The organism is bacterium (assembly GCA_020440705.1).
In the GTDB taxonomy this organism is placed as follows: Bacteria; Krumholzibacteriota; Krumholzibacteriia; order LZORAL124-64-63; family LZORAL124-64-63; genus JAGRNP01.
This window is the reverse complement of the sequence record JAGRNP010000100.1, coordinates 1-14,708: the sequence shown is the minus strand read 5'-3', so window position 1 is coordinate 14,708 and position 14,708 is coordinate 1. Positions and strand designations below refer to the sequence as shown.

The following is a 14,708-nucleotide window of genomic DNA, read 5'->3' as shown; positions in this document are numbered from 1 at the left end:
CTGCACGTGAACATCACGAACCACGGCCTGATCGGCTCGCAGTACACCCAGACGTTTCCCTTCAGCGACGCTCCCAGCGGCCAGTGGCCCGGCGGCTCGGGCAACGAGTACCTGTGGGGCGCCGGACTGTGGATCGGCGGCATCGTCAACGGCAGCCTCGCGGTGACCACCGGCCAGCCCGAGCGGGAGATGCGGCCGGGCGACGGCCCCCTCGAGACCATCTACGAGGCCATCGACGGCCGCGTCACGCGCCCCACGGCCAACGACCGGATCACCGGGCGCCGGCTGCCCGAGCTGAACGCCGACGACGACGGCGACGGCCGCCTCGACGAAGACCTGCTCAACGGCTGGGACGATGACGGCGACGGTCTGGTCGACGAGGACTTCGGCCAGATCGCCTCGCAGATGTTCACCTGCACCATGTACGACGACACCGGCCTGGTGCGCGAGCTCTACCCCGACCACAACCCCCTCGGCGTGACCATCGTCCAGCGGGCGGCGACGTTCTACCAGGACGAGTTCGAGGACATCATCCTGCTCGACTACGAGATCACCAACACGGGCATCAACCAGGTCCAGGACCTCTATCTCGGCATGTACGTCGACGGCGACATCCAGCGGCGGGGCAACGGCGCGAGCAACCCCGACGACCTGGCCGGATTCTACGACGGGGCCATCCGCGGGCCGGACAACTCGTTCCACCGCATGAAGATCGGCTGGATGAAGGACGCCGCGCCCAACGACCCGCTGCCCGGCGTGTTCGGGGTGATGCTGCTCGGGCACGACACCGATCCGGTCGAGTACTACGCGCCGCACATCGTCGGCGTGAACAGCTTCCAGATCTTCGCCACGAACGCCTCGACCGCCCAGGAGGGCGAACCCCTCTCGGACGACGCGCGCTACGACCTGATGGCCCGGAACCAGATCGACCGGGACCGCCGCCCCGACCAGGCGGGCGACCTGAAGTTCATGTTCTCGAGCGGCCCCTTCGGCAACATGCCGCCCGGACGCAAGGTCACCTACCGCACGGCGATGGTCATCGGCGCGGACATGGCGGACATGCTGCAGAACGCGTTGAAGGCGTCGATCATCCATCGCGGCCAGTGGTTCGACATGGACAACAACTGGACCACCGGCCAGGCCGGCATGGAATCGAAGGTGTGCCTCGACGACTACCCGCCGTACCCCAACGGTTCGCCGCGCCTGTACGACTACCGCTACATGTTCATGGACGAGTTCTGCATCGGCTCGGACCCGATCTTCGGCGCCGAGCTCATCGGCAAGGACAACATGTTCCTCGACGGCGACGGCCGGTCGTGCATCTGGGTGAACGCCGACAACTGCGAGGAGTGCTTCCGCCGGCACGGCGTCGAGTGCACCGAGGCGAACGGGCTGTACTGGGCGGGCGCGATCGCGACCGGCACGCGCGGCCGCGAGACGAACGTGCCCTGGATCTTCCCGGGCGAGTATCCGCCCGTCGCGCCGCGCATGCGGGTGGTGCCCGGCGACAACCAGGTCGAGATCTTCTGGGACGACATCAGCGAGTACGACTACGACCCGGACCTGAACGTCATCGACTTCGAGTCGTACCGCGTGTGGCGGGTGGCCGGCTGGGTGCGGCCGCCGGGCATCGGCGAGGAGACGGGGCCGGCCTCGACCCTGTGGGCGCTGATCGAAGAGTACGACCTCGTCAACGAGATCCCGGGCGGGATCGGCGATTCGGGCAACGACCGCTCCCTCGGGCGCAACACCGGACTGGAGCCGGCGCGCTACGTGCCGGTGTGCCTGGCGAACCCCGAGTTCGCCGGCCTGGCCGAGGCGACCCAGGCCTTCGTGGACGCCGACGTGAACAACGAGCACCTCACCCGGCCGCCCCTGCGCGGATCGGACGGGGCCGTGCTGCCCGGCATGGAGCCGTTCATCCGCTGGGAGTACGCGCCCACGGTGCTGGACACCTTCTTCGACGTGGCCAGCCGCGCCGGGGCGCCGCTGCCCGACCGGGTCATCCCGAAGCGGGGCCTGACCTACTACCACTACATCGACCACCCGGTGCCCAACGGCTTCGAGAGCTACTACGCGGTGGTGGCGGCGGACCACCTGGTCGAGTGGGACGGCTCGCGCTACCAGCCGGCCGGCTACGGGGTGCAGTCCGACCCGGGGAACAACCAGGCCGCGGTGGTGCCGGCGCCGCTGGCCCAGACCGCCGAGCAGCGGGCGCGCGAGGGCGTGAACATCTACGTGTACCCGAATCCCGCCACGCGCCAGGCGCTCGACGAGTTCCAGCGTCAGCCGGCCTCGCCCGCCAGCCCCACCGGCGTGCGCATCATGTTCAACAACCTCCCCCTCGCGAACAACCGCATCACGATCTACACGGCCAGCGGCGATCTCGTCGCGACCATCGACCACGACGGCCACCACGACGGCGGCGCGGCGAGCTGGAACCTCATCTCGCGCAACCGGCAGGAGGTCGCCAGCGGCATCTACCTGTACGTGGTGGAGTCGGATGACGCCCGCTTCGAGCCGTTCCGCGGGCGCTTCGTGGTGGTGCGGTAGGGCCGGATCCGGCTACGACCACTCGGCCGTGGCGACCTTGATCAGGTTCGTCGTGCCCGACACGTTGAACGGCAGCCCCGCCGTGATCACCACCGGTTGGCCCGGCTTCACGTAGCCGCCCTGCAGGGCCTGGGTCACCGCGAGCTTCTCCAGCCCCTCCGCGCTGTCGGTCATGTCGATGACCACGGGCACCGCCCCGAAGACCAGGGCCATGCGCAGCGCCGTCTGCCAGACGGGCGTCATGGTGAGCAGCACCTGGCGCGGACGGTAGCGGGCCACGAGGCGCGTCGTGCTGCCGCTCTTGGTGCAGGTGATGATGGCCGCGGCGCGGATGTCGTTGGCCATGGCCACGGCGCTGTGGGCGACGGCGCTCTTGTAGGAGAGCTTCTTGTCCTCGTCGTCGTAGCGGCGGCCCCAGCCCTCGTAGTCGATGTTCGCCTCGGTGTCGGCGGCCACGCGGGACATGACCTTCACGGCCTCGACCGGATACTTCCCGATGGCCGCCTCCTCCGAGAGCATGATCGCGTCGGTGCCGTCGTAGATGGCGTTGGCGACGTCGGTGACCTCGGCCCGCGTGGGCCGCGGGTTGTCGACCATCGAGCGCAGCATCTGGGTCGCGGTGATGACCGGCTTGGCCGCCGCGTTGGTCTTGTGGATCAGCATCTTCTGGGCGCGCGGCACCGACTCGAGCGGGATCTCGACGCCCAGGTCGCCGCGGGCGACCATGATGCCGTCGGCCACGGCGATGATCTCGTCGATGTTGTCCAGCGCCTCGAACTTCTCGATCTTCGCGATCAGCGGCGTGTCCTGCTTGGCGTCCTCGATGCGGCGCTTCACGGTCTCCACGTCGTGGGCCGTGCGCACGAAGCTCAGGGCGATGAAGTCGACGCCCTGCTCGAGGCCGAACTGCAGGTCGGCCTTGTCCTTGTCGCTGAGGATGGGCGCGTTGATCGAGCGGGCGGGCAGGTTGATGCCCTTGTTCGAGCCCAGTTCGCCGCCCGTCACCACGGTGCAGCGGACGTCCGTTTCGCTCGCCGACTCCACCTTCAGCTCCATGGCCCCGTCCGCGAGCAGGATCGTGTCGCCGGCGCGCACGTTGCTCGGCAGGTCGGGGTAGGTCAGGCCGACCTCCTTCTCGTCGCCGGGCACGTCGCGGTTGGTGAGGGTGAAGGGGGCCCCCGCAACCAGGGTGATCGTGTCGCGGTCCCGCAGCTTCGCGGTGCGGATCTTCGGTCCGGCGAGATCCTGCAGGATCGCCACCGGCAGGCCGAGACGGCCGCTGATCTCGCGGATGTCGTGGATGAGGGCGGCGTGCTCGGCGTGGGTGCCGTGGGAGAAGTTGAGGCGGGCCACGTTCATGCCCACTTCCATGAGCTTGGCGAGCACCTCGGGATCGCGGCTGGCCGGGCCGATGGTGCAGATGATCTTGGTCTTGTTCATGGCGCGCTTCCCTCGCGTCTGGCGGCGATGCCGGGAGCTAGTCCAGGAAGAAGTCCTGGAAGAGCGGCGTCCCGGGCTCCACGGCGTACTGGTCCAGGTCGGTCACCCCTTCTTCGGCCAGGACCTCGTCGTCGATGAGGAAATTCCCGGTGCAGGTCTTCGCGTCGCGGGTCAGCACGGCCCAGGCGGCATCGCCCATGATCTCGGGCTTGCGGCTGGCCTTGATCACCTGCTCGCCCCCGAGCAGGTTGCGCACCGCGGCGGTGGCCACGGCCGTGCGGGGCCACAGGGCGTTGAAGGCCACGCCCTGGTCGGCGAACTCGGCGCTCATGCCGTGCACCCACACGCTCATGGCGTACTTGCTCAGGGTGTAGGCCGCGAACTCGGCGAACCACCTGCGGTCCATGTTCAGGGGCGGGCTGATGTTCAGCACATGCGGGTTGGCCGCCTGCAGCAGGTGGGGCATGGCCGTCTGCGTGACGACGTAGCTGCCGCGCGCGTTGATGTCGTACATGCGGTCGTACATCTTCATCTCGGTCGCCTGCAGGCCGGTCAGGCTGATGGCGCTGGCGTTGTTGACGACGATGTCCAGACCGCCGAAGCGCTCGACCGCGGCCGCGATGGCGGCCGCGACCTGGTCCTCGAAGCGGATGTCGGTCTTGACGGCCAGCCCCTGTCCGCCGGCCGCCTCGATCTCGGCCGCCGTCTCGTCGATGGTGCCGGGCAGCTTCGGGTGGGCGGTGGTGGTCTTGGCGGCGATGACGACGTTGGCGCCGTCCTGCGCCGCGCGCAGGGCGATGGCCTTGCCGATGCCGCGGCTGCCGCCGGTGATGAAGAGGGTCTTGCCGGCGAGGCTGCGGGGGGTGCTCATGGGGGTCCTTTCGAGGCGGGCGGGGCCGGATGTCCTGCAGGGAGTTTATCCCCGGCCCGCGCCCGGCTGTCAAGGGCAGCCCCGCGCGCCGCGCCGAACGGCCCTCAGCGGTACAGCGCCTTGATCCCGCCCCACGACCGCTCGTCCACCTCGACCGTCGCATTCCAGGATGCCCGCACCAGGGCCGAGTACTCCATCAGGTTGCGGTCCGCGAGGATGGCCGCGGCGTCGATGGCCACGGTCCAGGTGCCGGGCTCGAGCAGGTGGGTCGCCACGGCCGCCGTCGAGTCGGCGCCGAAGATCGAGAACTCGTCGCCGCCGGGAGGCGTGAGCAGCACGTCGTGGTGGCCCGTCATGGCGACCGGTCCGGAGTCGGCGCTGCGGGTCGCGGTGAGAAGCAGCGGCGTGGTGACCTCCAGGCGGCAGGTCAAGTCGCAGCGCGCATCGACGTACCGCCCCCACTGGTACCATTCGGGCACGCCGGCCAACTGGCAGATGTAGAGCAGGGCGCCGTCGGTGCAGGCCACGGTCCAGGTCAGGTCCAGGCAGTCGCCCTCCGGCAGCTGGGGCCCGCCCGAAACGACGAAGAACGGATCTTCGGTCGGCCCGCGGTTGTAGCTCGAACCCGAGCAGGGCGAATGGGCGCTGTGCTGGATCGACCAGATCTCGAGATGGGCCTCGGAGGAGACCGGGATCTGGGCGACGGCGGCGGTGGCGATCAGCAGCACGACGGCGACAGGGACCGTGGCGCGGATGCAGGCGGGCGCGGACGTGATCGGCATGGTATCCCCCTTGGACCGGCGCGACCATCCGCGCCGGAGGGGAATCATACCACATCCGGGCGGCCCGCTAGCTGCCGTCTTTCCAGCCCTGCTCCCCGTGGGAGTAGTCGCAGAAGGGTGCGTTGCCCGACCTGCCGCAGCGGCACAGGGCGAAGCTGGTGCGCGAGGCGTGGGCGCTCCAGGTCTCGGTGTCGAGGGCGACCGGGCCGGTCACCTCGTAGGGGCCGTCCTTGACGATGCGCAACGAGACTTCAGCGAGATCGCGGGTGACGAGTTCGCCGTCGACCGAGCAGGTCAGGGCGCCCGACGGGCAGCGCTGCACGACCGCCATCACCTGGTCGACGCCGGCCCGGTCGGGCCGGATCCAGTCTGCGACGCCGCTGACGAAGACCTCCGGCAGGCCCCGCACGCACTCGCCGGCGCCGCTGCAGATGGCGCGGTTGAAGTGGACGGTGATGCCGGGGGCGGCGAAATCCTTCACCGCGTCGCGATCGCAGGTGTTGGCGCTGCTGTAGCCCGCGGCGGCGTGGGCGCCGTCGCAGTAGGGCTTGTTCCGCGACTCGCCGCAGCGGCAGAGGAAGACCTTCTTCCCGGGCTGCACATCGCCGCCGGGGTGGTCGCGGAGGACGGGGAAGGGCTCGTTCTCGGCGTTCAGCATGAGGGGGCCGTTGGCGATGGGGGTGATGCGGATGGGCACGGTTTCCTCCCTGGATGGGGCCTGCGTGATACCGGATCAATCTACTTCCGATCGGCGCCGCGGGCACGCACGGGCACCCGGCCTGCCGCGACCGGGCGCCCCGCGGCCGGCTAGGGCGCCACGAACCGCACCACACCCACCCCCAACCCGGTGCCCGGCACCGCGTGGTAGGCGACCCAGTCGTCGCGGTGGTCGCGGGGCACGGCCACGATCCGGTACACGGCGCCCGCCCCCGGCGGATCGATGCGCGGCTGGTCGTCCAGATCGCCCATCTCGGCCGGATCGCCCGCGTCGGTGACGAAGAAGGCGTGGTCCGCGCGGGGGGCGTCGCTGCGGCGGTAGTACCAGCGAAGGCTGCGCACCTCGCGCACCGTCAGGCCCATCTCGTAGGGTGCCCCGTAGGTCTCGAGCTCGGAGTCGAGGTCCAGGAAGTAGGTCCAGTCGTCGTGGAAAGGCACCGCCAAGGTGTCGGCGACAGCCATGCCCCCGCTCACGAAGTCATAGCGGGACTTCGGTTTGGCCGGGTCGCGGAGATCCGTCTCGGTGGCGTCCCGCCCGTGCACGGCCACGACGGCGAAGGTCGTCAGCGTCGTGTTGTGGTTCGCGTTCGCGCCCCCCAGGCGACCGGTGTGGCGCACGGTGAGGTTGCGGGTGACGTCGACGGCGCGGCCGTCGTCGAGGGTCGCGCGCAGCCGCACCTGGCAGGCGAAGCGGTCGACGACGGCGAAGACCGCCGCGCGGAGATCGGCGGGCATGGCCGCGATGTCGGCCGGGGTGAGCGCCTTCAGCGCGGCATCGACCTCGGCGCGCGTGGGCGACCCGCCCCCGCCGAGTCCGGCCGCGGCGAGCAGCTCCCGCAGGATGGGATCGTCGATCACGTCGGGCAGGGCCGAGGTGAGCAGCAGGGCCGAGTCGGGCACCGTCCAGGCGAAGGTCTGGGTGGTGAAGCCCTCGGCGTCGGCGGTCGGCACCGCGGCCACCGCCAGCGGCCGGATGTCGCGCTCGATCTCGTCGACCTCGTACAGCCCGATGTCGTAGTCGAGCGCCACGCGCCAGGCGATGTCGAGTTCGTCCGGCGCCGGGGCGTGCAGCAGCAGGGTGACCTGCACGGTCTCGCCCGGGGCCGCCTCGGGGGGCTCGATGACGACGGCGTAGGGCCGCAGCTTGTCCTCGAGACCGAAGTGCAGCTCCTCGTCGGGGAAGTTGTCGCCGCAGCCGGTCAGGACCGCCAGGGCGCCGAGCAGCAGGATGAAGCGGGTCATGGTCGCGTCCTCCCTTTCTAGAATTCCACGCGCAGGCCGAGGGCGGGCATGAAGATCCAGCCGTAGTCGGTGCGCTTGGTGTAGTCGTAGTTCCAGGTCGTGCCCTCGGGGCTGTTGTAGACGAAGTAGTTGGCGTTCTGCAGGTCGAGGTACACCGACCAGATCGAGCTCTTCCTGACGAAGGTCTTGTCGACGCGCAGGTCGACGCGGAAGTAGGGGTCGACGCGGTCGGCGAAGTACTCGCCCTCGACGGGCACGTAGTCGCCGGTGTCGGCGTCGAACTCGCTGCCCGTGATCGGGGTCTGGGGCACGCCGGTGACGTACTGCACCCGCGAGCCGAAGGTCCAGTTGCGGCCGAGCTGCCACGAACCGACGGCCTCGAGGTGGTGGGTCTGGTCCATCTCGTGCAGGAACCACGAGTCGGGACTCCAGCCCGGGCCGGTGCCCGGATCGCGGGCGAAGCGGCGTTCGCTGCGGCCGATGCTGTAGGCCAGCCAGCCGAAGAAGCGGCCGCCCCCGGCCTCGCGACGCAGCATGAACTCCAGGCCGTACATGCGGGCCTCGGCGTCGGGCAGGAAGTTCACGTCGGCCGAGTCGGCGAGGGCCGGCACGTCGTCCTGGGTGTTGTGGTAGCCCTCGATCTTGAGGGACAGACCGTCCGACAGCCGCCACTCGTGGCCCAGGGTGAGGTGACGCGCCGTGGTCGGCGGCAGTTCGGGATTGCCGTACACCGGATCGGTGCTCTGGCCGATGGGGCGCGGGGCCTGGTTGTAGGTGCCGGCCGAGGCGGTGATGGTGCGGCCCTCGCGGTAGTCCCAGCGGGCGGCCAGGCGCAGGCTGCCCAGGCCCTCGTCCAGGTGGTGGTAGTAGTCGTAGCGCACGCCCGGGACGAGCAGCAGTTCGTCGGTCAGCCACCACTCGGCGTTCAGGTAGGCCGCCGTGTCGGAGTACTTCTTCCCCTCCAGCCGCGACACCGGATAGCCGTTCACCTTCACCTCGTAGGTGTAGGGCGTGTAGATGACGTCGGTGCCGGCGTGCACGGTCAGATCGGACCGCGCGTCCCAGGCCAGATCGTTGCGCAGGTTGTAGATGGGGCCCTTGCCCTCGAAGCGGAAGTCGCCGCCAACGTGGCCCGAGTTCGCATCGCGGCCGGCCGAGGCGCGCAGCTTGTTGCGCACGCTGTCGGCGAGGCGGGCGTCCCAGCCGAGGATCAGGCGGCTGAAGCTCAGGTCGAGCGCGACCTCGTCGATGGCCGCGTCGACCTCGGCGCTGCCCGTGGCGGCGTCGGGCACGACCAGGCCGATGCGGTCGTTGGCGGCGAACGCGGTCAGGAAGAGCTCGTGGTCCGGGTTCGGGCGCCAGTCCAGGCGCGCGACGGCGTCCCAGTAGTAGGGCGCGACGGCGAAGTCGAACTCGTCGGTGCTCTCCGCCGCGATCGCGGCCAGCTCGCCGACGAAGCTGCGGCGGGCGGTGACCATCAGGCCGAAGCCCTTCCCGAGCGGCCCCTCGGTGTGGAAGCTGGCGTCGAGCAGGCTGGCGTCGAGCACGGTGCGCCAGTGGTCGCGATGGGCGGGGCGTCCGGTCAGCTCGACGATGCCGCCGACGCAGCCGCCGTAGCTGGAGCCGAATCCGCCCGGATAGAGGTCGACGCTGCCCAGGCTGAGGGAGTTGTAGGTCGCCTTGACGCCCCCGAAGTGGAAGAGCAGCGGGATGTCGACGCCGTCGAGCAGGAAGCGCGTGTCGTAGTTGCCGCTGCCGCGCACGACGACGGCGCCGGGATCGTTCATCGTCGGTCGCGCCACGCCCGGCAGGGCGGTGACGCTGCGCACGGCGTCGCCGCCGAAGCCCGGGATGCGCTCGATCTCGGCCACGCTGAGGCTGCGGCGGGTGACCTCCTTCTCCGGGCCGCGGCCGTAGACCGTGATCTCGAACTCGGTGTAGGTGGTGCGCTCGAGGCGCACCTCGATGTCGAGGCGCTCGCCGGCGGCCAGGGTCTCGACCAGGTCGCGCGGGCGGTAGCCCGGATTGGGGAATGCGAGACTCAGGGCGCCCGGCGGCAGCGAGCGGAAGGCGAAGGCCCCGGTCGAGTCGGCGAAGGTGACGAGGCGGTCGCCCTCGCGGTACTGGCCCGCGAAGGTGCCGATGCGCGCGAGGTGCGCGGCCAGGGGCAACGCGAGGGCGGCGGTGTCGGGCGCCGTGATGGCGACGGTGACCATGGCGCCGGGCAGGGGTCGACCCGTGCCCATCTCGCGCACGGTGCCGGCCAGGTTCACCTGGGGCGAGAGGCCGCGGGCACGCTCGGCCACCGAGAAGGTGGAGGCGAACTGCAGGGACACGGGCACCGCCTCGCCGGCCACCCGGGCCGGCGTGAAGGTGCAGAGCCGGGCGGCCGCGACCGCGGCGGCGTCCAGGTCGGGCGCGACCGCTTCGATCACGAAGACGGAATCGACGACACCCTCCGCGGTGACCAGCAGTTCCAGCAGGACGGTGCCTTCGCGGCCGGCGCGCAGGGCGTCGGGCGGGTACTCGGCCGCGACGAACCGGATGAGTTCGGGCTCGACGTCGGGAGCGGCGGACGGCTCCTGGGCCCGCGCCGCGGTCGCGGCGACGAGCATCAGGACCAGACAGAGGAATCGGCGCGACATGGTTCTACTCCTGGAACTGGAAACGGATGCGGTGAAGGATCCAGACCGCGACCGGCGCGCCGTCGCGCTCGGCCGGGCGGAAGCGGAAGCGGCGCAGGGCCGCCGTGGCGACATCGCGGCTGTCGGCCCCGATGTCGCTGGTGACGTTCACGTCGCGCACGGACCCGTCCGGGCCGACCAGCAGCCAGGCCTCGACCGTGCCCGAGACACGGGCCGCGCGCATGGCGTCGGAGTAGGCGGGCTGCGGCCGGCTCAGCGGTTCCGGGGCGCGGTCGACGGTGCTCAGGGGCGCCAGACGGCCGGCCAGGTCGGCGGCCGTGGCGGTCAGGGTGTCGGGCGGGCCGGCCAGGGTGTTGCCCCGCTTCGCGACCAGGCCGGACGGATCGCCGCCCGCGCCGAGACCCCGGGCGTAGACGCGGCGCACGCCGTAGACCCGGCGAACCTCGGTCTCGGCAGGGGCGGTCTCCGGATCGCCGGAAGGGGCCGCGTCGGGCGTCTCGACCGGCAGGTCGACCGGGGCGTGGAGCACGGTGTCCGGGGTGAGGACCGGGGCCGGTTCCGGGGCCGACTCGGGTTCGGGTTGGGGCTCCGCGACCGGGTCTGGCGGCGGCGGGGGCGGCAGCTCGACCAGGCGGACGGTCCCGGCGTCACGCGCCGGTCCGGGCATCGCGACCGGCGCCGGCACCGGAACCAGTCCGAGACCCAGGCCCGCCGCGAGGCTGCCCAGGACGATGGCGGCCGTCAGCACGCGCACGGCCGGGGGCGCCGGCGGTGCGCCGGCGGGCTGCAGGTAGCGGCTCACCGAACTGGCGGCGGTCGTCATGGCGCCACCTCCCGCACGACGAGACGCACGTCGGCGAATCCCGCCCCGCTGCAGCCGGCCAGCACGGCGGCCAGCACGCGGTAGGGCACGGCGCGGTCGACCTGGACGGCGCAGGGCGCGGTCGTGTCGCGGGGCAGCGCGGTGGCGACGGCGGCGGCGAGGTCGGGCGACGTCGCGGTCGCCACGTCGCGGCCCTCGACCAGGATCCGGTCCCGCCCCACGACCACCTGCACCGCCGGCGGCACGGGCGTCTCGACCGACGACGCGGGCAGTTCGATGCCCGCCGCCGGTTCGACGAGCTGGCCGTCGGCCGAGAAGCTGTGCAGCAGGAAGACCACCAGGATGACCATCATGTCCACGAGGCTGGTCAGCTGCGGCCGGCCCGGGGCGTCGACGGCCGGGGCCGACGCGAGGCGCGTGGCGTGGGCGCGGAGCCGGGCGCTCATGGCGACACCTCCGCCGCAGGCGCGGCGGCCAGGCCCACGTCGTCGCAGCCGGCGGCGCGGGCCGCATCCAGGCAGGCCACGACTTCGTCCGCGAGCAGGGCGGGGGCCGCCGCGACGACGATCCGTTCGGGCCCGGCCGAGCGCAGGGCGGTGACCAGCCCGGCCGTGTCGAGCGCCGCGCCGCGGCGGGGCAGCTCGGCCAGCACGCGATCACCCACGACCACCTTCAGGCCGGCGGCGTCGGCCGTGACCACCAGCGGCGGCGCCGCGACCGCCGCCACACCCGCCGGCTGGTCGCCGGGCAGGGTAATCTCGTGGGCGGCCAGCTTCGTGAAGGCGGCCATGCCGACCAGGAACGGGATCAGGATGATGAACATGTTCATGACCGGGGTCACGTCCAGGTCCGGGCTGTCGAGTCCGGCGCTCGGCCGGCGCGAGGTCAACGAGGCGCGCATGACCGGCCCCCTACCCGACCACGCGGCAAGGCGCCGCGCGGCGGGTCTTCTCGTGGGCGTCGCAGAAATTGAGGAAGCGCACGAGGGCGGCGTCGCAGGCGTCGCTGCGGCGCTGGGCGAGGCTGCCCAGGCGCGCGTGGAGCACGAGGCAGGGCATGGCCACCATCAGGCCGAAGGCCGTCGTGTTCATGGCCTGGCCGATGCCGGCGGCCAGCACCGAGGCCTTGGTCGCCGCGTCGGCCGCGGCCAGGGCGCCGAACGACTGCTGCAGGCCGAAGATCGTGCCGAGCAGTCCGGCCAGGGTGGCGACGTTGGCCAGCATGGGCAGGTAGTTCAGGCGGCGGCCGTAGCGAGGCAGCTCGACGAGGGCCGCTTCCTCGACGGCGCGCCGCACCTCGTCGGCGGCGGCGCCCTCCCACAGTTCGGCGACGCCGCGCCGCAGCAGGCGCGCCGCGGGCCCGTCGTTCCCATCGAGGCCTTGCAGCGGGGCCTGCAGGTCGCCGTCGGCCACGTGCCGGGCGACGTCGGTCACCAGGCGATCGGCGTCCTCGCGGGCGGTGCGCATGAAGAAGTGGAGACGCTCGGCGCCGACGGCGGCCGCGCCCGCGAGCACGCCGAGAATGACCCCCATCATGGGGCCGCCGGCCTGGAAGAACTGGGCCATGGTCGTGAACATCGGATTCCCTCCGGGCTGGGTGGCGGTCGATTCGCTTGCCGGAGGGACAGCAGCGGGCGTGCCGGGGGCGGGATCGGCGGGACCGATTGTTCAATCCGTTGCCACAAAAGGGTTAGATGTCTTCCGGGGTGGCCGGCGGGTCCCTGACCTGTGAGAACCGACCGTAGCGAAGATTCACGGTGCGGTGGTTCGGCACGAACACTTCCGAAACGTCAAAAAGTTGTCCTGCAAGGCTTTGGGTGCCATCTGGGCGGCTCCCGGGTCCGGAACGCCGTTTGCGGAAAGGGAGCAGTGTTCGCAACCCCGACCCCAACCAAGGAGCCCCACGATGATCCGCTCCCGCTCTCTTCGCACCGACGCCGGCCTCATCGCGACCGCGGCCGTCCTGATCCTGCTCGCCATCCTGTTCTCCGGCTGCTCGAACGACGAGTCGTCGCCGACGGCCACCCAGGTGCCCGAGCCGCCGGTGCTGCCCGTCGCCGACCAGTTCAGCTTCGACTTCAGCTTCTTCGACGCCGCCGACGACCTGGGCAAGGCCGCCGGCCAGCACGACAACTTCATCAACGCCTATCTGCGGGCCGTGGTGCTCGACGCCATGGCCAAGCTCACCCTCGCCGCGCCCGTGGGTGCCTTCGGTGCCGCCGTGCACACGACGCCGGTGGCCCTGGCCGACGGCGCCTGGCTGTGGACCTACTTCTGGCAGAACGGCCCGCAGGCCGTGCGCATCGAACTGCGCGGGCGCCAGGTCGGCGACCAGGTGGCCTGGGAGCTGAGCCTGGCTCCGGCCAACGGCACGGCCCTGGTGTGGTTCACCGGCACCACCAGCGGCGACGGCGACGAGGCCGCCTGGATCTTCCACGACCTCGACCGGTCCGGCGGTCCCGTCAGCGGCGAGATCCGCTGGGGCGCCACGGCCACGGGCCGCTACCTGGAGTTCACCAGCCACGAGGACGGCAACGAGGGCGACGCGCTGCGCTTCGAGACGGGCGCCGACGAGTCGCGCATCGATTTCACGCCGGGCGACGCCTCGACGCCGAGCTTCATCCGCTGGGACCCCACCGGCGCCGGCAGCCTGATGGTGCCGGACTACAACGGCGGGCAGGAAGCCTGCTGGGACGCCTGGTTCCGCGACACGATCTGCGACTGACCCGGTCCCGGGCAAACAGCGAAGCGCCGACCCTCCCGGGTCGGCGCTTTGCCGTGCCGCCAGTCCGTGCGCCCGGTCAGAACCAGAACACCACGCCGGCCCCCGTGCGCCAGCCGTGGCTGGAGACCCGCACCTGCCAGCTGTCGTCGTCGAAGCGCGGATCACCGGACTCGTTGCGCACCTCGAGATAGTTGGTGAAGGTGGCGACGGCCTCGAACTCGAGGCTGACGCGGCTACCCAGCCGCACCTGGCAGCCGCCGCCCGCGATGGCCGCGGTGCCGAAGCTGAAGACGTTGTCGCCGGAGTCGGTGAAGCCGATCATCGTGCCGCCGCCGCCGAAGCCGCCCCGCACGAAGGGTTGGAAGGTGTCGCGTTCGCGGAAGAGGACGGTGCCCGTGATCAGGGCCTCCACGTCGATCACGTCGTCCGCCGCGGACGCCATGTCGTGCCGGGCCCAGGTCACCTGCAGGTCGACGAGGAAGCGGTCGCCGAACCGACGTCCGAGGAAGAAGCCCGCACCGCGGCCCTTCTTCTCGACCGCGGCCCCCGGCAGCAGCGGTGTCGCGAACACGTCGTGGGTGCTGCGCGCGCCCGCGGTGGCCTGCACGCCGAGATGCCACTTCCGCAGCGCCGGCTCTTCGGCCCGCGCGGCCGAGGCGGCGAGACCGCCGACGCAGACCAGGGCCAACAGCAGTGCCCGGCGGAGCATCACGACCCCTCCGGCTTCTCGCCCAGCCCGAAGGCCTGGATCTTCTTGTGCAGATTGGTGCGGTCGATGTTCAGCAGCCGGGCGGCCGCCGAGACGTTGCCATCGGTGGCGGCGAGGGCGGCGGCGATCTGGTCCTTCTCGAACTGCTGGCGGGCCGCCACGAGACCGCCGGCCGCCTGGACCGCGTCGAGGGTCCAGCTCG

At 71.3% G+C, this 14,708-nt stretch carries 14 protein-coding genes; 2 read left to right on the top strand and 12 right to left on the bottom strand.

All coding sequences use genetic code 11. The features are described 5' to 3' along the window. On the top strand, positions 1 to 2,553 hold a 2,553-nt coding region (locus KDM41_13655; protein MCB1184469.1), incomplete at its 5' end, for a hypothetical protein. Between the two features lie 12 nt (positions 2,554 to 2,565). On the opposite strand, the gene pyk is transcribed toward KDM41_13655, so the two are convergent. The 10 genes from pyk to KDM41_13605 form a co-directional block, all read right to left on the bottom strand. After that, a complete protein-coding gene (pyk, locus tag KDM41_13650) occupies positions 2,566 to 3,993 on the bottom strand; it encodes a pyruvate kinase (protein ID MCB1184468.1) in 1,428 nt (475 codons plus the stop codon). 37 nt (positions 3,994 to 4,030) lie between these two features. Next, positions 4,031 to 4,864 (bottom strand): NAD(P)-dependent oxidoreductase, encoded by an 834-nt coding sequence (locus tag KDM41_13645; GenBank protein MCB1184467.1) that lies wholly within the window; start codon positions 4,862 to 4,864, stop codon positions 4,031 to 4,033. 104 nt (positions 4,865 to 4,968) lie between these two features. Beyond that, positions 4,969 to 5,646 (bottom strand): hypothetical protein, encoded by a 678-nt coding sequence (locus KDM41_13640; protein MCB1184466.1) that lies wholly within the window; start codon positions 5,644 to 5,646, stop codon positions 4,969 to 4,971. Positions 5,647 to 5,713: 67 nt separating this feature from the next. Then, positions 5,714 to 6,343, bottom strand: coding sequence for a CDGSH iron-sulfur domain-containing protein (locus KDM41_13635; GenBank protein MCB1184465.1), 630 nt, complete (start codon positions 6,341 to 6,343; stop codon positions 5,714 to 5,716). 110 nt (positions 6,344 to 6,453) lie between these two features. Next, the gene (locus KDM41_13630; GenBank protein MCB1184464.1) at positions 6,454 to 7,605 is read right to left on the bottom strand and encodes a hypothetical protein; all 1,152 of its coding nucleotides are present in this window, start codon (positions 7,603 to 7,605) and stop codon (positions 6,454 to 6,456) included. A 17-nt stretch (positions 7,606 to 7,622) separates the two neighbouring features. Further along, positions 7,623 to 10,250 carry a TonB-dependent receptor gene (locus tag KDM41_13625; GenBank protein ID MCB1184463.1) on the bottom strand — a complete coding sequence of 876 codons (2,628 nt, stop codon included), beginning with the start codon at positions 10,248 to 10,250 and terminating at the stop codon, positions 7,623 to 7,625. 4 nt (positions 10,251 to 10,254) lie between these two features. Then, positions 10,255 to 11,073: an energy transducer TonB gene (locus tag KDM41_13620; GenBank protein ID MCB1184462.1), complete on the bottom strand. Its 819-nt coding sequence runs from the start codon at positions 11,071 to 11,073 to the stop codon at positions 10,255 to 10,257. Then, positions 11,070 to 11,519, bottom strand: coding sequence for a biopolymer transporter ExbD (locus KDM41_13615; protein MCB1184461.1), 450 nt, complete (start codon positions 11,517 to 11,519; stop codon positions 11,070 to 11,072). Before KDM41_13615 ends, KDM41_13620 begins: the two co-directional genes overlap by 4 nt. Beyond that, positions 11,516 to 11,974, bottom strand: a complete 459-nt coding sequence (locus tag KDM41_13610) for a biopolymer transporter ExbD (protein MCB1184460.1) — start codon at positions 11,972 to 11,974, stop codon at positions 11,516 to 11,518. The genes KDM41_13615 and KDM41_13610 overlap by 4 nt, the downstream gene beginning before the upstream one ends. 10 nt (positions 11,975 to 11,984) lie before the next feature. Further along, positions 11,985 to 12,650 (bottom strand): MotA/TolQ/ExbB proton channel family protein, encoded by a 666-nt coding sequence (locus tag KDM41_13605; protein MCB1184459.1) that lies wholly within the window; start codon positions 12,648 to 12,650, stop codon positions 11,985 to 11,987. Positions 12,651 to 12,978: 328 nt separating this feature from the next. Between KDM41_13605 and KDM41_13600 the strand changes: the two genes are divergently transcribed. Continuing rightward, a complete protein-coding gene (locus KDM41_13600; protein ID MCB1184458.1) occupies positions 12,979 to 13,797 on the top strand; it encodes a hypothetical protein in 819 nt (272 codons plus the stop codon). 76 nt (positions 13,798 to 13,873) lie between these two features. Here the strand turns inward: KDM41_13600 and KDM41_13595 are convergent, their stop codons facing one another. Together KDM41_13595 and KDM41_13590 are read right to left on the bottom strand one after the other, a co-directional pair. Then, the gene (locus tag KDM41_13595; protein ID MCB1184457.1) at positions 13,874 to 14,506 is read right to left on the bottom strand and encodes an outer membrane beta-barrel protein; all 633 of its coding nucleotides are present in this window, start codon (positions 14,504 to 14,506) and stop codon (positions 13,874 to 13,876) included. After that, a partial coding sequence (locus KDM41_13590) for a sigma-54-dependent Fis family transcriptional regulator (GenBank protein MCB1184456.1) occupies positions 14,506 to 14,708 on the bottom strand: 203 nt, incomplete at its 5' end. The genes KDM41_13590 and KDM41_13595, both read right to left, overlap by 1 nt.

What these genes read in the sequence shown, in the direction of transcription:
- KDM41_13615 (MCB1184461.1), bottom strand. Translation starts at nt 11,519, where the DNA reads ATGAGCGCCCGGCTCCGCGCCCACGCCACGCGCCTCGCGTCGGCCCCG.
- KDM41_13605 (MCB1184459.1), bottom strand. Translation starts at nt 12,650, where the DNA reads ATGTTCACGACCATGGCCCAGTTCTTCCAGGCCGGCGGCCCCATGATG.
- KDM41_13630 (MCB1184464.1), bottom strand. Translation starts at nt 7,605, where the DNA reads ATGACCCGCTTCATCCTGCTGCTCGGCGCCCTGGCGGTCCTGACCGGC.
- KDM41_13640 (MCB1184466.1), bottom strand. Translation starts at nt 5,646, where the DNA reads ATGCCGATCACGTCCGCGCCCGCCTGCATCCGCGCCACGGTCCCTGTC.
- KDM41_13625 (MCB1184463.1), bottom strand. Translation starts at nt 10,250, where the DNA reads ATGTCGCGCCGATTCCTCTGTCTGGTCCTGATGCTCGTCGCCGCGACC.
- pyk (MCB1184468.1), bottom strand. Translation starts at nt 3,993, where the DNA reads ATGAACAAGACCAAGATCATCTGCACCATCGGCCCGGCCAGCCGCGAT.
- KDM41_13645 (MCB1184467.1), bottom strand. Translation starts at nt 4,864, where the DNA reads ATGAGCACCCCCCGCAGCCTCGCCGGCAAGACCCTCTTCATCACCGGC.
- KDM41_13600 (MCB1184458.1), top strand. Translation starts at nt 12,979, where the DNA reads ATGATCCGCTCCCGCTCTCTTCGCACCGACGCCGGCCTCATCGCGACC.
- KDM41_13595 (MCB1184457.1), bottom strand. Translation starts at nt 14,506, where the DNA reads ATGCTCCGCCGGGCACTGCTGTTGGCCCTGGTCTGCGTCGGCGGTCTC.
- KDM41_13620 (MCB1184462.1), bottom strand. Translation starts at nt 11,073, where the DNA reads ATGACGACCGCCGCCAGTTCGGTGAGCCGCTACCTGCAGCCCGCCGGC.
- KDM41_13610 (MCB1184460.1), bottom strand. Translation starts at nt 11,974, where the DNA reads ATGCGCGCCTCGTTGACCTCGCGCCGGCCGAGCGCCGGACTCGACAGC.